This window comes from Paenibacillus sp. FSL P4-0081 (assembly GCF_000758565.1).
Classification (GTDB): domain Bacteria; phylum Bacillota; class Bacilli; order Paenibacillales; family Paenibacillaceae; genus Paenibacillus_AQ; species Paenibacillus_AQ phytohabitans.
The window spans coordinates 2,189,107-2,204,558 of sequence record NZ_CP009280.1; the positions used below are offsets into that span (position 1 = coordinate 2,189,107).

The window sequence follows — 15,452 nt, forward strand, 5'->3', positions numbered from 1 at the left end:
GTCCCGTTCTGGTGTAACGTCCCTTTCGCACTCGCAGCACGTTAGTTTGAATCCAACTCTTCATCCCCGTCCGGATCCGGCTTCGGATGAGAGGTCACCTCCTTGGCAGCTGCCACACCTTCTAGATCGAAGGCCTCCAATTTACCCAGATAGGCTTCGTAGAGCTTGTCCAATTCCGATGGGAGTGAAGCGCTGCCGGTTTGCGCGGTATAAGCAGCTCTTGCCACAAGAATCAGATCGGGCTGTTTGTTTATGATTTCAACTAATTGTTCCATATATATTTCTTCATTTTTAAGTACTAAGACTCTAGCGAGACATTCTACGGCATCATTCAGCTCAACTAAATACTCATGGATGAGGAATTTATTCCAGAGTGAATCCGGATCTTTGGGTTCAAGCTCCAATGAAAGATTGTAATCATCAATCGACTTTCTATATAGGGCTTCTTTAGTAACTTCACTCTCTTCCGATTCAGCTTGTTCCTGAAGACAATAGGCTCTTCTAAAATATAGTTGCTTACTGTTTTCAAGAGATCTGCGTTTCCGTTCCTCGATCGCCTCACTTAATGAATAGATGGCTTTTTCCAGTATTGCATAATAATCATCCGAGTTATTTTTTAATATTTGGAATAATTTATAGCAAGAAAAACCTATATTTTGCTTATAGATGTGGTACCGATTCTCACCATGAAGTGAATTTTCAACAGCCTTCTCACACATCTCAATAACTTTTTCGTAATACTTCATATTCGCTTGATCATCGTCTTGATTATGGGCTTTAGCATAATAGCAAATCCCGATCAGATTATAATTGGATGCGGATATAAATTCCGAATTCGCCTGGTCCTCGGCGTGATTTGCAAATTCAAAAGCTTTATCATACATTTCCGCATTCCAGCAGGCTCTCCCCACCTTAAACAACCACTCACTATCGACGATGCTGGATTCCAGCAGCAGTTTCCCCTTGGCCTCCAGCTTGTTCAGATCCGGCTCATCCACATTAATGAGGTCAATCATCTCTTCGGCAGTGGCCAGCAGCAGGTCTTCGTTCTCATTCTCGGGAATCAGATTAACCATGCCGTCTTCGGAAATGATCGCAATGACACATTTCTGGTCACCGTTATCCTTAAGCTTATGCAGATAGCGATGGGCCGAGTTGAAGCGGGCGCCGCGGCTGGGATCGCCGATGTCCGGTTTGGCATTGCCGTCCAGAATCACTCCAAGCGCGTGGCACCGGGCTTGGGTGTCGAAATAGATCGCGCCGTCAATCGCTGTCAGAAATTTAACATGATCCGGATGAATTGCTTTTTCCTCAATGGGCGTGGATTGTTTGCTTAAGGTGGTAAGCTCCTGCTCGGCCGTATCGGGATTTGTAATAACGACCATAGTTCCGTGCTTCTGTTCCCTGGCCTTTCGGACAATCAGGTCCAGAGCTTTAATGCTGGATTGGTGGGCAGCAGTGGACTGCCCCTTCCAGAACGTATTCTCCAGCAGCTTCATGAACCGTTCAGAGCTGTAGCCTTCTTCGCCCAGTCTGGGATTCTTGGAGCATAATGAAATCAGCGGTTGCTCCACCATGGCAAGATCTGAACGGTAGTAACGCTTGTCATTCTCTACAATGAGTTCCCCGCCTTTGGACAATTCAGCTTCGGTGTGAACCAGAACCAGCTTTAATTTGGATAAGCCGTTGAAATCGAGACGAACGGCAAGGGTGCTATGCTGCAGGTTCCAGTTCACTTCGCCCAGTCCGTAAATATGCCTATGGTCCGCAATGAGATACAGATCCTTATCTTCATTGGTCAGCTCCAGCAGCTTACGGATACGTTTGGCATCGTCCAGCAGAATTCGGCCCGTCTCCTTGAACTGGATGCTGAAGCGGATCAATCCCGGCAAGTCGATGGCCTGGCTGTTCAGAAACAGGATGGAGCCGAACGGGCTTGCATTCTCATAGGGGAGGCTGGAGATTTCGTCCATCTGTTCCATTAGGCTATGTATAGAATAATCAAACTTTAAGTCATTGTTGAATTCAGGAACGTCAGCAGATTTATTGCTAAGGATGTACTCCTGCATTTTGCCAAAAAATAAACGTGACATTCTTCGGTTGAACAGCAGGGGGTCCTCATCGAAGCGGCTCTGGATCTTGTTGTCTTGCAGTGTAATTTCTCCTTTGGGATTCATCGAGAAATAGTTACCGAAGAAATAGTCCAGCGACATCCGGAGGAACGAGAACTGAGGCCTGGAGAAGAATAGCTCCCGCGACACCGCATCCACATTCCTTATTTCCAATAGGTAAGAAAGCGTAACTTGTGTATTCTTGGCCCCAAGGTATTGAAAATGATTAGCATAGAGTAGCCTTGTATCTTCACTCTCTGGCTGCGCCTTGACCTCGCTTTCCTCTGTTTTGTCCTCGGCACTCTTCTGTTTGTAATCCGCCAGGGACTTGTAGCATTGTTTATCCAGAAAGCACTTTAAGACCTCAATTGTAGCGGGCAGTTTGCCTTCATCGGCTGGAAGAATACGCAGCTCGTCAAATACCGTCTGCAAGTCCACCTCCGGGAATATATCCTGGGCAACGCCAGGCTCACCATTGGAAGCGGGTACTGTTTTTTTGACACGAACGATTTTGGTGAGCTTGTCATTGTTGTCATACACCAGCGCATATAGCTTGAGGTGAATGCGTTTGTTCAGCTTCTTGAGCCATAGGTCCATATTCTTATAAATAATCTCATTGACCGTTGACAGTTCTTTTTTACTGATTTCCAAGAAAGCTCCCCCAGTGACAAATGGAATGAATTGCTAAATAATAATTTGATTATATTCGGACATGGAAGAGCTGTAAATCTCTTGATGAAGATTGACAGAACCAAAGCCGCTGGCTATACTGAAAATGTTAAAATGCAAATCGGACAAAACGTTGATGAAAACAAGTACGCCGGAGAATGGCTCCATCAGAGAACAGGTTCCTTTGCGGATTCCCCGCAATTGGCTGTGAGAACCTTGAAGACAGGCCGGCAGAAAGCTAGTTTCGGAGTGCGGGGACAATCCCGCCGGGGGGCACCCGTTAACAGCCGCACAAGGCGATCGTCTGCAATAGTCCGTTTTCTCACGGAACAAGGCGATAACCAGGGTGGTACCGCGATAATCATCGTCCCTGAATCTAATTCAGGGGCGTTTTTTGTTTTTGATTTTTCGGGTAACTTTTGGGGCAACAATGAGATTTCCGGCCAAAGTGCCGCATTAAATGATGAGACGGGAGCTGTACATGATGAAAGCAAGTGAAATCCGTTCCAAATGGCTGCAGTTTTTTGAGAGTAAAGGTCACCGCATTGAGCCGAGCGCCTCGCTCGTGCCGCACAATGACCCATCGCTGCTGTGGATTAACGCAGGTATGGCGCCGCTGAAGGCCTACTTCGACGGCCGGGAGATTCCTGAGAATCCCCGCCTGACCAACTCACAGAAATGTATCCGTACCAATGATATTGAGAACGTAGGCAAGACGCGCCGTCACCACACGTTCTTCGAGATGCTGGGTAACTTCTCCATCGGCGATTACTTCAAGGAAGAAGCGATTACCTGGGCTTGGGAATTCCTGACCGGCAAGGAATGGATCGGCTTTGACGGCGACCGGATTTCCGTTACCGTGTATGCAGAGGACGAAGAAGCGTTCAAGCTGTGGAATGAAAAAGTCGGTCTGCCTGCAGAACGCATCATCAAGCTGGGCGACGAGAACTTCTGGGACATCGGTGAAGGACCTTGCGGCCCTTGCTCGGAGATCTTCTATGACCGCGGCGAGGCTTACGGCAGTGATATGAGTGATCCTGAGATGTATCCGGGCGGCGAGAATGAACGCTGGCTGGAAGTGTGGAACCTCGTGTTCTCGCAGTTCAACCATAACAAGGACGGCAGCTACACACCGCTTCCTAACAAGAATATTGATACCGGCGCAGGTCTGGAACGCTTCGCTTCCATTCTGCAGGATGTGGACTCCAACTTCGACACTGACCTGTTCCAGCCGATTATCCAGAAGACTGCCGGACTTGCCGGTGTAACCTACAAGGATAATGTTGAACAGGATATCGCGCTCAAAGTCATTGCCGACCATGTGCGTACCGTTACTTTTGCAGTAGGTGACGGAGTGCTTCCTTCTAATGAAGGACGCGGCTACATTATCCGCCGTCTGCTCCGCCGTGCCGTGCGCTACGGCAAGACTCTGGGACTGGACCGCCCGTTCCTGCATGAGCTGACAGAGACAGTGGGCGACATCATGGGAGTGTATTATCCTTCCGTAGTGGAGAACCGTGAATATATTGCCAAAATCATCCGGTTGGAAGAGGAACGCTTCCACGAGACACTGTCCGACGGTCTGGCTATCCTGGGCGAGATCAGCGCCAAAGCCAAAGGGGACGGACTGAGTACCATTGCCGGCGCTGATGCGTTCAAGCTCTATGACACTTACGGATTCCCGTTTGACCTGACAGAGGACTTCGCTTCCGAGCAGGGGCTTACGGTAGACCGTGAAGGCTTCGATGCTGCGATGCAGGAGCAGCGTGACCGCGCCAGAGCAGCCCGCCAGGACAGCGCCAGCATGAAGATTCAGGGCGGAGCACTTGCCGAGCTGACGGTTAAAAGTGAATTTGTTGGATATAATGACACGGTAACCGAGTCAAAAGTGCTGGCGATTGTAGTTGACGGCGCACTTGCTGATGTCGTCAGTGAAGGCGCCCAGTGCCAGGTTATCCTTGAAAAGACTCCGTTCTATGCGGAAAGCGGCGGCCAGGTCAGCGACACCGGACTATTGACCGGCGGCTCTGTGACTGCCAAGGTTACCGGACTCTTCAAAGCTCCGCATGGCCAGCATGTGCATCTGGTTACTGTCGAAGCCGGGGACCTGAAGGTTGGAGACACGGTCCGTGCGGAAGTGAACCGTGCCGAGCGTGAGGATATCGTGAAGAACCATACGGCAACACACCTGCTGCACAAAGCGCTGAAGGAAGTGCTTGGCAGCCATGTCAACCAGGCAGGTTCTTTAGTAGAAGGTTCACGCCTGCGCTTTGACTTCTCGCATTTCGGAGCCATCACTCCGGAGGAGCTCAGCGATATCGAACAACGCGTGAACGCCCAGATCTGGCGCGGCCTCGATGTTGTCATTGAGAACAAGCCGATTGATGAAGCCAAAGCTATGGGAGCGATGGCGCTCTTCGGTGAGAAATACGGCAATATCGTCCGTGTCGTGCAGGTCGGCGACTACAGCCTGGAGCTGTGCGGCGGATGCCACGTAGCCAATACATCGCAGATCGGAATCTTCAAGCTGCTCAGCGAGAGCGGCATCGGTTCCGGTGTGCGCCGGATTGAAGCGGTGACCGGCCGCTACGCCTACCAGTTCACGGAGAGCCAGCTGGATCTGCTGAAGCAATCGGCAGCACTGCTGAAGTCCTCGCTGGGCGATGTGCCTAAGCGGATCGAAGCCCTGCATGCCCAGGTTCGTGAGCTGGGCCGCGAGAACGAATCGCTGCAGTCCAAGCTGAGCGCAACCTTTGCAGCTGAGCTGACCAGCAGTGTAATTACAGTTGGCGGCGGCACACAGCTGTTGGCAGTATCCGTGCAAGCCGGCAATATTGATGCTCTGCGCTCGACTGCCGATGAACTGAAATCCAAGCTTCCGGATGCCGTACTGGTGCTCGGCGCAGTAATGGATGACAAGGTGAACTTTGTGGTTGCTGTGCCGCAGGACCTGGTGAAGAAAGGCTTCCACGCCGGCAAGCTGGTCAAAGAAATCGCTGCGGTCTGCGGCGGCGGCGGCGGCGGACGTCCGGACATGGCACAGGCTGGCGGCAAGGATGCCTCCAAGCTGGGCGAAGCCTTGAAGAAGGCCGAAGAGCTTGTAGCTGCATTGGCTTAACGGATTGCCTGAAATAGCTGAGAAATTCCCCGGATAAAGATACAGCGGTACTGAGGGCAACATATCAGTACCGCTGCTTTATTCACAAAATGTATAATTTTTGGGGTTATTCATTATTGACCCGGGGCTTGCAATAGCTTAAAACCCAAAAAAACATCTATTTTTGTAGATAAAATACCAAAAAAAGCGCTTTTACAGTGGCAGGATTTCCTCGTTGGGCCATGAATATGTTATGATGAAGGCAGCAAGTAAGCTGTACAGCAGCAACTTTGCGAAGCCGCCCGAATAGGGGTGATTTTGCAGAAGGAAGGTGTCACAAATGGACTCCATGGACAAAACGGTCAAATTCAATGTGAAGGGCGACGAAAAGGAAGCTTCTCCCCAGGAAATTTTACTCGCCGTGTACGACGCGCTGGTGGAGAAGGAATATCATCCGATCAACCAGATCGTAGGGTATCTACTTTCCGGAGATCCGGCTTACATTCCGCGCCACAACAATGCGAGAAGTTTGGTCCGGAGAAAAGAACGTGATGAGCTGATTGAGGAACTGGTCCGGTTCTATCTGGCCAATCATCGGGTGGACCAGCCGAAATGATGAAGAAGCTGGGACTGGATTACGGCGACCGCAGAATCGGTGTCGCCACAAGCGATATTTTCGGGTGGACAGCGCAGGCTTTGGAGACTATTGAGCGGCGCGGAAACGGCAACGAATTCGACCGTATCCGTGAACTGGTCAAGGAGTACGAAATCGGTGAGATTGTCGTTGGGCTGCCGAAGAATATGAACGGCTCAGTAGGACCCCGTGGTGAAATTTGCATCGAATTCGCAGACCAGCTGCGGGAGCAACTTGATTTACCCGTACACCTTTGGGATGAGCGTCTGACGACGGTATCTGCTGAGCGGGTGCTGATTGAAGGGGACGTCAGTCGGAAGAAACGCAAGGGGATTGTGGACAAAATGGCCGCAGCCCTGATATTGCAAAATTTTTTGGATGCTAACAGTAAAAGGTGAGGGGTGTGCGGATATGACAAACGAGCAGATCGGCCAAGAAGAAGAACCGGAAATTATCTATATTCCTGATGAGGAAGGTAATGAAGAGGAATTTGAGGTCATCATGAAGTTTGAAGTCGACGGATCGGACGCGAAGTATATGATGGTGGTTCCACTGGATTCTGAGGATGAAGAGACTGATGAAGTCTATGCGTTCCGTTACGAAGAAGACGGCGACGACTTGCAGCTGTTCATGATTGAGAATGACGAGGAATGGGCTATTGTAGAAGAAACCTTCAATACTTTGGTAGACGAGCTGGATGGAGGAGCGGAGAATGACTGATTTTTCCGCTGATCAAGCGGTATGGACTTCGAAGCTTAAAGAAGTATACGGAGAAACAGTAGAACTGGAAGATGAGCAGGGCAAGTCTTCCGTTTACGATATTATTGCTGAATTTGCTGTCGGTGACCGTGCTTATGCTGTTTTGGCCGGTTCAGGAAGAGCTGCGGAGCAGGAAATTCTGCGGATCGTGGTTTCCCCTGACGGGCTTCCTGAGCTGGAGAGCATTATGGACGATGAAGAGTGGGAGGATGTTTCCGAGCTGTACGATGAGCTTACCTTCCCGGCTGAAGATACCGAATAAAGTCATAGCATTAGCACGGAAGAGGGCGGATTTTTTTCCGCGCTCTTTTTGCTTGGAATGCAGGAAATAAAAAAAGTGTTGAATTTAAGACAATACAATTTTATACTTTATAGTCGGAAAGTGAGGCGTAACATTTGAAAGCCGTGATCCGCACTGTGCTTATTATAATCCTTGTCCTGGCAGCTGCTGCAGGGGGAGGAGCATGGTATATCTGGAATGGAATGCAGCCGGTGGAGCCCGCAGGGCCGGCCGTGACGGTTACGATAGAGAAGGGTATGGGAAGCTCGCAAATTGCCGACCTGCTCGAAGAGAAGGGAATTATCAAGAAAGGATTATTTTTTAAAGGGTATTTAAAGTGGGTCCAGGAAGGCTCCAGCTTCAAGGCAGGAACCTATAACGTGAGTCCGGGCGACACTTATGATACCTTGATCAGCCGGATGAATGCAGGGGATGTCGTGAAGGAAGATACCGTTGTATTCACGATACCCGAAGGGTATACGGCGACTCAGGTTGCAGATAAGCTGGCTGAAGCGTGGAACCAGAAGGCAGAGGTTTTCCTGCAGTTGATTGACTCAGGTGCGGGCCTTGAGGCAGTAGGGACTTTAGGAATCCCGGAGAATAAGGAGCTGCGGCACCGTCTTGAAGGGTATCTGTTCCCGGAAACCTATGAGCTGGCCAAGGACAGTACTCCGCAGGAGGTCATTGAAGCCATGCTGGAGCAGCTGGTGAAGAAGCTTGACACGATCCCTGAGTGGAAGGCGAAGCTGGCGAACCGTGGACTTACATTGCATGAGCTGATGACGGTTGCTTCGCTCGTAGAACGTGAGGTGGTAGTGAACGAGGAACGTCCGCTGGTCGCCGGTATTATTTATAACAGACTGGACAAGGGGCAGAAGCTGGAGATTGATGCTACGGTCCAGTATTTGCTGGACAAGCAGAAGGAGCGGCTCTACGAGAAGGACCTGAAGGTGGACAGCCCTTATAATACGTACAAGCAGGAAGGATTGCCGCCTGGACCGATCAGCAGCCCGGGGCTTGCTTCTATTGAAGCCGCAATGACTCCGGAGGTATCGGAGTATTTCTTCTATGTCACCAAGAAGGATGGTTCCCAGGCGCATTTATTCGCCAAGACCTACAAGGAACATTTAGCCAATATCGAAAAAAGCAAACAAAATCAGTAGGAAAAGAGCTACAATAGTATTGATGCGATAGGCACAGGAGGTAACACAATGAATAACAAACCGGAGCTGCTGGCGACAGCAGCCTCGCTGGAAGAAGCGGCAGCTTTGCTTGCGGCAGGCGCAACTGCGCTGCTGATCGGAGATGACCGTTTCGGCATGCGGCTCGCCGGGCATTTCTCGCTGGAAGATACTGCAGCAGCTGTAAAGCTTGCACATGATGCAGGCGGTAAGGTGTACGTAAGCATAAACGGGCTGATCTCCAATAAAATGCTGGAAGAGCTGCCGGCTTACATCAAAGCAATCGGCGAATTGGGTGTAGACGGGGTCGAATTCGGAGACCCTGCTGTCCTGGCAGCCGTAAAGGCGGAAGTACCGGAACTTAAGCTGCACTGGAATGCGGAAATGACCTCCACCAATTACGCCACAGCCAACTATTGGGGCAGTAAGGGAGCTTCGCGGGTCGTCTTGGCACGTGAGCTGAATATGGATGAAATGACCGAAATGGTACCTCATCTGGAAGTCGAAGCCCAGGTGCAGGTGCATGGCATGACGAATATTTATCATTCCAAGCGTAGGCTGGTAGCCAGCTATATGTCTCATCAGGGGCGTCCGGGTGATGGCGGCAGCCTTGGCAAGGAGCGCGGGCTTTTCCTGATTGAAGCGGAACGGCCGAATGAGAAGTTCCCGATATATGAGGATGAGAACGGAACGCATATTATGAGCTCGGACGATATTTGTATTCTTGAGGATCTGCATTTCCTGCTGAAGGCTGGTGTGCACAGCCTGAAGATTGAAGGGCTGCTGAAGCCGGTGGCTTATAATGTAGCTGTGGTTAAGGCTTACCGCCATGCCATTGACTTGTATTCCGCTGATCCGGCTGAATATGCTTACGATGAGGCCTGGATGGATGACATCCGGGCGCTGCAGGACCCTGAGCGTGAACTGTCGTTCGGCTTCTTCTACAAAGAACAGGTATATTAAAATATATAAAAAGTATTGTCTCAGCTTTTGCAATGGATTGTCTAGGCTACATTATGGTGTAAGCAGCGGAGGGGAAGTTTGAACTGGAGGAGCGCCAGCGTTCGCCTTTGTCTGCGGATTTCAACCGCTAAGCGGTATAAATGAAGAAATCTGCAGACAACAGCGACCGGAAGTCCAAACATTCCCCGCAGTTGCGCCCTCACACCAAATGCCGGCCGTTCAATCTTGCAGCAGCTGAGACAATTAGGAGGGAGAACAGGAATGGGAACTATGACCAAGCCCCAATTCAAGGGCAAACGTTACCGTCTGGACAAACCGGAGCTCCTGGCTCCGGCAGGAAACTTAGAGAAATTGAAATTCGCCGTGCATTATGGTGCGGATGCAGTATATATCGGAGGACAGAAATACGGCCTGCGCTCGGGAGCGGATAATTTCACTTTTGAGGAAATGCGCGAGGGCGTTGAATTTGCCAAGAAATATGGCGCCAAAGTATTCGTAGCGACGAATATCTATGCTCACAATGAAGACATCGCCGGGATTGAAGAATACCTGCGTAACTTATATGAAGCCGGCATTGCTGCCATTATTGTAGCGGATCCGGTAATTGTAGACACCGCACTCCGCCTGGTACCGGGTCTTGAGGTACATCTCAGCACCCAGCAGTCCACGCTCAACTGGCAGGCAGTATCTTTCTGGAAGCAGGAAGGACTGCCGCGGGTCGTGCTTGGCCGGGAGACCAGCCTGGAGGAGATTGCCGAGATCAAGCAGCATGTGGACATCGAGATCGAGAGCTTCATCCACGGTGCAATGTGCTCCTCGTATTCAGGACGTTGTGTATTGTCCAATCACTTTACAGACCGCGATTCCAACCGCGGGGGCTGCTGCCAGTCCTGCCGCTGGAAATACGACCTGTTCGAAGATGGCCGTCCGGAAGGAACCTGGGTATCGGAAGAGGACCAGGCAGTGGCGCCTCAGGCATTGCAGCCTGGCGTAACCCAACTGCCGCTTCATCAGCCGGAGGATAATCCGTTCTCGATGGGTTCGAAGGATTTGTGCATGCTGGAGAGTATTCCTGAGCTGATCGAAGCTGGGATTGACAGCTTTAAGATCGAAGGCCGGATGAAGTCGATCCATTACGTGGCAACGGTGGTCAATGCCTATCGCAAAGCGATTGATGCCTATATGGCGGACCCGGAAGGTTATGTGCTGAAGCCGGAATGGCTGGAGGAGCTGCAGAAGGCGGCTAACCGACCGCTCAATACAGGCTTCTTCTACGATACTCCGGATCATGAGGATCATATTTATGAGCCGGAGGAAAAAGCGGCACCTTATGATTTCGCCGGCCTGGTGCTGGAATATGATGCGGAGAGCGGCATGGCACTTGTCCAGCAGCGCAATAACTTCAAGCCGGGCCAGGAAGTGGAATTCTTCGGACCGGATGACACCTTCTTCAAGCAGACTGTCGGCGAGCTGTGGGACGAGGCGGGGAATCCGCTGGACGTTGCCCGTCATCCGCTACAGCGGGTGCGAATGAAGGTCGACCAGCCGGTAGCTTACTTTGACATGATGCGTAAAAGAAAATAAAGTCATAAGAATGATTTAAAGGGATGCCCTTCTTCTGGAAGGGCGTCCTTTTTTGCGTATATTCCTTGGAATCCGCCGGAAAGCAGGCTGGTTCTGAATAAGGATGAATGTGGAATGAACTTTTCCGGCTGCTCTCCCGGGAGTAGAATGCTTCCTCTTCCTGAACCCGGACTGAGATGCCGTTATTTTGCTGAAAGCCTGCCTAATCTGGATGAAGCGGACTGAGAATCCTTTATCTTGTTCTTCTAAGCTTCAAATGAGCTGATTCAGAGCAATTAACGGAATCTCAGTCCTCCTCACAAGCCGATACGTCCATGGAGCGTCTGCCAGGTTCCGGCTGGAAAATCATGCAGCCGGGGAGCTTCATACGCTCCGGTTCGATTAACCCGTAGGGGGATTTTAGTTCTAGACCAAAATACTTATGCAGTTCGACAAAAACATAAAAATTCTGAAGTAATTTCTATCAAATACTAAGAAAAATGAGCCTTTGTGCCGATATATATCACAGGTAACGCTTACATACGTCTTCTAATCTAATTGGCAGGTGATTGTAATGGGGGCTCCAAATCCGGAGAGCGACAGAGACAAACCGAAAGAGAGAAGGATTAAAGTGGGAAAGAACAGTAAAAAGCCTAAGGTTATACAAAAGGCTGAGACAGGCCAAGCAGGTGATACCCAGTCAACAAGTAAAGCGGCAGTTCAAAAACTAACTTTAAAGAACGTACTGAATGGTTCAGTACGCCAGGTTAAGAGAGTTAACCCGCTGAAATCAGTTGGTGTTAAGCTTTTCCTGATATTCTTATCTTCTATTGTGATTGTTGTACTGTTCCTGGGGATTCTGTCTTACAACAAAGCCAAGAATACCATTAAGGATAATGTTTCCGAAGCCAACCGGCAGACGATTATCCAGACTTCCGAGAAGCTTGATATTACCTTGAAGCAGTATGAAAATTTGGCACTCCAGCTGTATTTCGATACGCAAATGCAATCGAATCTGACTGAGCTTGCCGCTGCTGCGAGCAGTTATGATAAATTTGTGGCTACAGATGCCATCAGCAAAAAGCTCTCGAGCCAGACTACAACAGATTCCAATATCGTAGCGATCTCACTGATTCCAGAGGATCCTGCGATGACGATCATATCGAGCGGGAGCTCCGGTCTTACCGTGGACGGCTTAAGAGATCAGGAATGGTACAAGACTGCTGTCAAAAATTCAACCTCATATGAGCCATACTATACCTCGGAAGCGAAGTCCGCACAGAACTACTGGTTCCCGACTTCCGTTGAAGGCGATGGCGGCAAGAATATCGCAATGGTCAGATCGCTCAAGAACCTGGGCTCCAATGCAGGTTATGTTGTTTTGCTTGAGCTTAAGAGCACTCTGCTTGAAGAAGCCTTCGAGAGCGTGAAGCTTGGGGACGGTTCGCGGATTCAGCTGGTATCACCGGAAGGAATGGTAGTTGCTTCTTCCGTACCGGCAGAGGACGGCAAGGTCTCAGAGCTTAACTTTATTATGGAGAGCAAGAAGAACAGCGAGAGTCAGGAAGCTAAGGATGCGAATGGCAAAGATGTCCTGGCTGTCTACAACCCGATGGAGAAGGCGGACTGGAAGCTTGCAGGAGTTGTTCCTACCGGCCAGCTGGTTAAGGCTGCCACTCCGATTCTGTTCACAACATTCATAGCGGCTGGAGCTGCAGCTCTGCTTGCCATTCTGGTCGGCTTCTGGATGGTACAGATGATTGCCAAGCCGTTGGCACGTCTGAAGGATCTTATGGTTCAGGGGGCTCAGGGTGACCTTAGCGTCCGTACAGAGTATGTCTCGAAGGATGAGATTGGAGATCTGTCCGCCTCCTTCAATCTGATGATGGGACGGATCACCGAGCTGGTTGCCCAGACAACGGAAACTGCGCGCGAGGTGCTTGAAACAGCCAATGATCTGGGCGACGCTTCCCGCAAGACGGCGATTTCTGCCAAGGAGATTGCTGCTGCTACGGAAGAGATTGCCGGCGGTGCCGGAAGCCTGGCGCAGGAAGCGGAACGTGGCAATGAGCTGACGGATCTGATTGCTACGCAGATGCAGAGTGTTATTGCTGCTAATGCCGAGATGGACCAGGCCGCCCGCGGAGTAGGGGAAGCCAGCGGACACGGTGCCAGCCAGCTCGAAGAGCTGCTGGAACAGACTGGCCGCACCGGTGAGATGACCAGCGCACTGGTGGACCGGGTCAACAACCTGAAGGACACGGTATATTCGGTGATTAAGGTACTGGATGTCATGAAGAATATTACCCAGCAGACGAATATCCTGTCTCTAAATGCAACGATTGAAGCGGCAAGAGCGGGTGAAGCAGGCAGAGGCTTCATGGTGGTTGCTGGTGAAGTCCGGCAGCTCGCTGACCAATCCAAGCAGTCTATCGCCCTGGTTGCCGGCATTACAGACAAGATTATGGCTGAAATGGATGAGACAGTAGCCGTATTGTCAGAAGTGGCCCCGCTGTTCAAGGAACAGATGAGTTCAGTCAAGAGTACCAGTGATATCTTCGTATCAGTGAAGGGACAAATGGAAGACTTCATTACCAGCCTGGAATCGGTCACCGGTGCCATCGACAGCCTGAATCATTCCCAAGGCGTATTGTCCGATGCCATGAGCAATGTAAGTGCGGTTGCACAGCAGTCTTCTGCTACTTCTGAAGAAGTTGCTTCCCTCAGCAATGAGCAGCAGAATGTTAGTGATCAGCTCGTATCGCTGTCCGGTAAGCTGCAGAGTGCATCGACACAGCTGGAGAGCAAGCTGTCACTGTTTAAGATATAGTCAGGCGGCAACGTACAATAACAAATTAAATCGTTCCGGGCATATATCCGGGCATATAAATTACTGCATTCCGCCGCTTCTTTCCATCCGGGAAGGAGCGGTTTCTTTATGCTTGTGCATCGGTTCGCGACCCCGTATAATTATTTTGTTAGCTAAATGTTATGATTTCCGAAAAAGTTAGCAACACTGAATAAAGCTCGTTATGCGAAACCGTGAATAGTATCTGGAGGTCTTATATATGGCTAAGAAAGTCACTATGCAAAAAATCGCCGACCATCTCGGCGTTTCCAAGTTTGTCGTGTCCAAATCCCTGTCCGGCAAAGGCGGCGTCAACGAAACTACCCGGGAGCGGGTCATTCAGGCGGCTTCGCAATTAGGCTATTTCACTCAAAAGAATGCCTATGTTCAAAGCATCAAACGTCCTCCGCAGTCTGCGGACAGTGACCGGAACAAACAGTCTGTGCTGGTGCTGATGCCTAATATCCGTTCGCAAACCCAGGATTCCCTGTATTGGGGGAAGATTGTAGACGGCATTGCACTGGCGCTGGACCAGGAAGGTCTGGGTATGGTCATAGTCTCTGAGCACCGGACGGATAACTTCGTCAATATTCTCAACCCTAACGGACTGCTCGGGCTGATTGGCGTGGGCCAGATCTCGACCTCACTGCTGCTGGAGGTGCACCGCATCGGCCTGCCGATGGTGCTGATTGACCATGAAGATCCGCTTATTCCAAGCGATACCGTATTCGCCAATAATACGGATTCCATGACCCGGCTCAGCAATCACCTGATGGGCACGGGGCATACAGAGCTGCATTTTATCGGAAATATCCGCTATTCCCGCAGCTTCCGTGACCGTTGGATCGGCTTCCGCAGCGCCCTGGAAGAGAATGGAATGAAGACGCCTGCCGGCGATGATGAAATGCTGCAGCTGGAGGGAATGGATGATGGAACTTTTGATGAGGGCTTTAAGCAATGGCTGCAGAGACGCAAGAAAACCAAAAGTCTGCCAACCGCACTAGTGTGTGCCAATGATTTCATTGCGCTCACCATTAGTGATGTGCTCAAAGCAGAAGGCTTTGTCATCCCGGGTGAAGTTTCGGTAACCGGCTTTGACAATATTGAGGACGCCACACGGGGGGTTCCCCCGCTCACTACTGTTCATGTTCCGAAAGAGGCAATGGGCCGGGCGGCTGTAGAGAAGCTGCTGAACCGTATCCATAACCCTGCCGCACCGCTGGAGAAGATCCTGATTGCTGCCGACATTGTCCACCGGGATTCGGTGGCTGGACCAAGAGCATAGTTGGAATTATATTGTATTTCGTGCAGGATAATCGAAGGTAAAATAGGAAATGTCCCGGTTAT

Annotated in this window: 12 protein-coding genes; 11 read left to right on the forward strand and 1 reads right to left on the reverse strand. The window is 50.5% G+C overall.

Annotated elements, in window-relative coordinates:
• Positions 1–41: 41 nt before the first annotated feature.
• Positions 42–2,762, reverse strand: a complete 2,721-nt coding sequence (locus P40081_RS09305) for a tetratricopeptide repeat protein (protein WP_042134967.1) — start codon at positions 2,760–2,762, stop codon at positions 42–44.
• 81 nt (positions 2,763–2,843) lie between these two features.
• Here P40081_RS09305 and P40081_RS09310 point away from each other — a divergent pair, with 81 nt between their 5' ends.
• The 11 genes from P40081_RS09310 (at position 2,844) to P40081_RS09360 (ending at position 15,390) form a co-directional block, all read left to right on the forward strand.
• Positions 2,844–3,278 carry a hypothetical protein gene (locus P40081_RS09310; protein ID WP_042134969.1) on the forward strand — a complete coding sequence of 145 codons (435 nt, stop codon included), beginning with the start codon at positions 2,844–2,846 and terminating at the stop codon, positions 3,276–3,278.
• The gene (gene alaS, locus P40081_RS09315) at positions 3,265–5,898 is read left to right on the forward strand and encodes an alanine--tRNA ligase (protein ID WP_042134971.1); all 2,634 of its coding nucleotides are present in this window, start codon (positions 3,265–3,267) and stop codon (positions 5,896–5,898) included. Before P40081_RS09310 ends, alaS begins: the two co-directional genes overlap by 14 nt.
• 319 nt (positions 5,899–6,217) lie before the next feature.
• A complete protein-coding gene (locus P40081_RS09320; protein WP_036696603.1) occupies positions 6,218–6,493 on the forward strand; it encodes an IreB family regulatory phosphoprotein in 276 nt (91 codons plus the stop codon).
• A complete protein-coding gene (gene ruvX / locus P40081_RS09325; RefSeq protein ID WP_042140895.1) occupies positions 6,493–6,909 on the forward strand; it encodes a Holliday junction resolvase RuvX in 417 nt (138 codons plus the stop codon). Before P40081_RS09320 ends, ruvX begins: the two co-directional genes overlap by 1 nt.
• A 13-nt stretch (positions 6,910–6,922) precedes the next feature.
• Positions 6,923–7,231: a DUF1292 domain-containing protein gene (locus P40081_RS09330; protein ID WP_036696606.1), complete on the forward strand. Its 309-nt coding sequence runs from the start codon at positions 6,923–6,925 to the stop codon at positions 7,229–7,231.
• Complete coding sequence (locus P40081_RS09335) at positions 7,224–7,532, forward strand: DUF1292 domain-containing protein (RefSeq protein ID WP_039295631.1); 309 nt, start codon at positions 7,224–7,226, stop codon at positions 7,530–7,532. The genes P40081_RS09330 and P40081_RS09335 overlap by 8 nt, the downstream gene beginning before the upstream one ends.
• A gap of 134 nt (positions 7,533–7,666) precedes the next feature.
• Complete coding sequence (gene mltG, locus P40081_RS09340; RefSeq protein WP_081969892.1) at positions 7,667–8,713, forward strand: endolytic transglycosylase MltG; 1,047 nt, start codon at positions 7,667–7,669, stop codon at positions 8,711–8,713.
• A gap of 48 nt (positions 8,714–8,761) precedes the next feature.
• Positions 8,762–9,694, forward strand: a complete 933-nt coding sequence (locus P40081_RS09345) for a peptidase U32 family protein (RefSeq protein ID WP_042134975.1) — start codon at positions 8,762–8,764, stop codon at positions 9,692–9,694.
• Between the two features lie 261 nt (positions 9,695–9,955).
• Positions 9,956–11,278, forward strand: coding sequence for a peptidase U32 family protein (locus P40081_RS09350; RefSeq protein ID WP_042134976.1), 1,323 nt, complete (start codon positions 9,956–9,958; stop codon positions 11,276–11,278).
• A gap of 610 nt (positions 11,279–11,888) precedes the next feature.
• Positions 11,889–14,087 carry a methyl-accepting chemotaxis protein gene (locus tag P40081_RS09355; protein ID WP_231575313.1) on the forward strand — a complete coding sequence of 733 codons (2,199 nt, stop codon included), beginning with the start codon at positions 11,889–11,891 and terminating at the stop codon, positions 14,085–14,087.
• A gap of 238 nt (positions 14,088–14,325) precedes the next feature.
• Positions 14,326–15,390, forward strand: coding sequence for a LacI family DNA-binding transcriptional regulator (locus P40081_RS09360; RefSeq protein WP_042134979.1), 1,065 nt, complete (start codon positions 14,326–14,328; stop codon positions 15,388–15,390).
• The last annotated feature ends 62 nt before the right edge of the window (positions 15,391–15,452 follow it).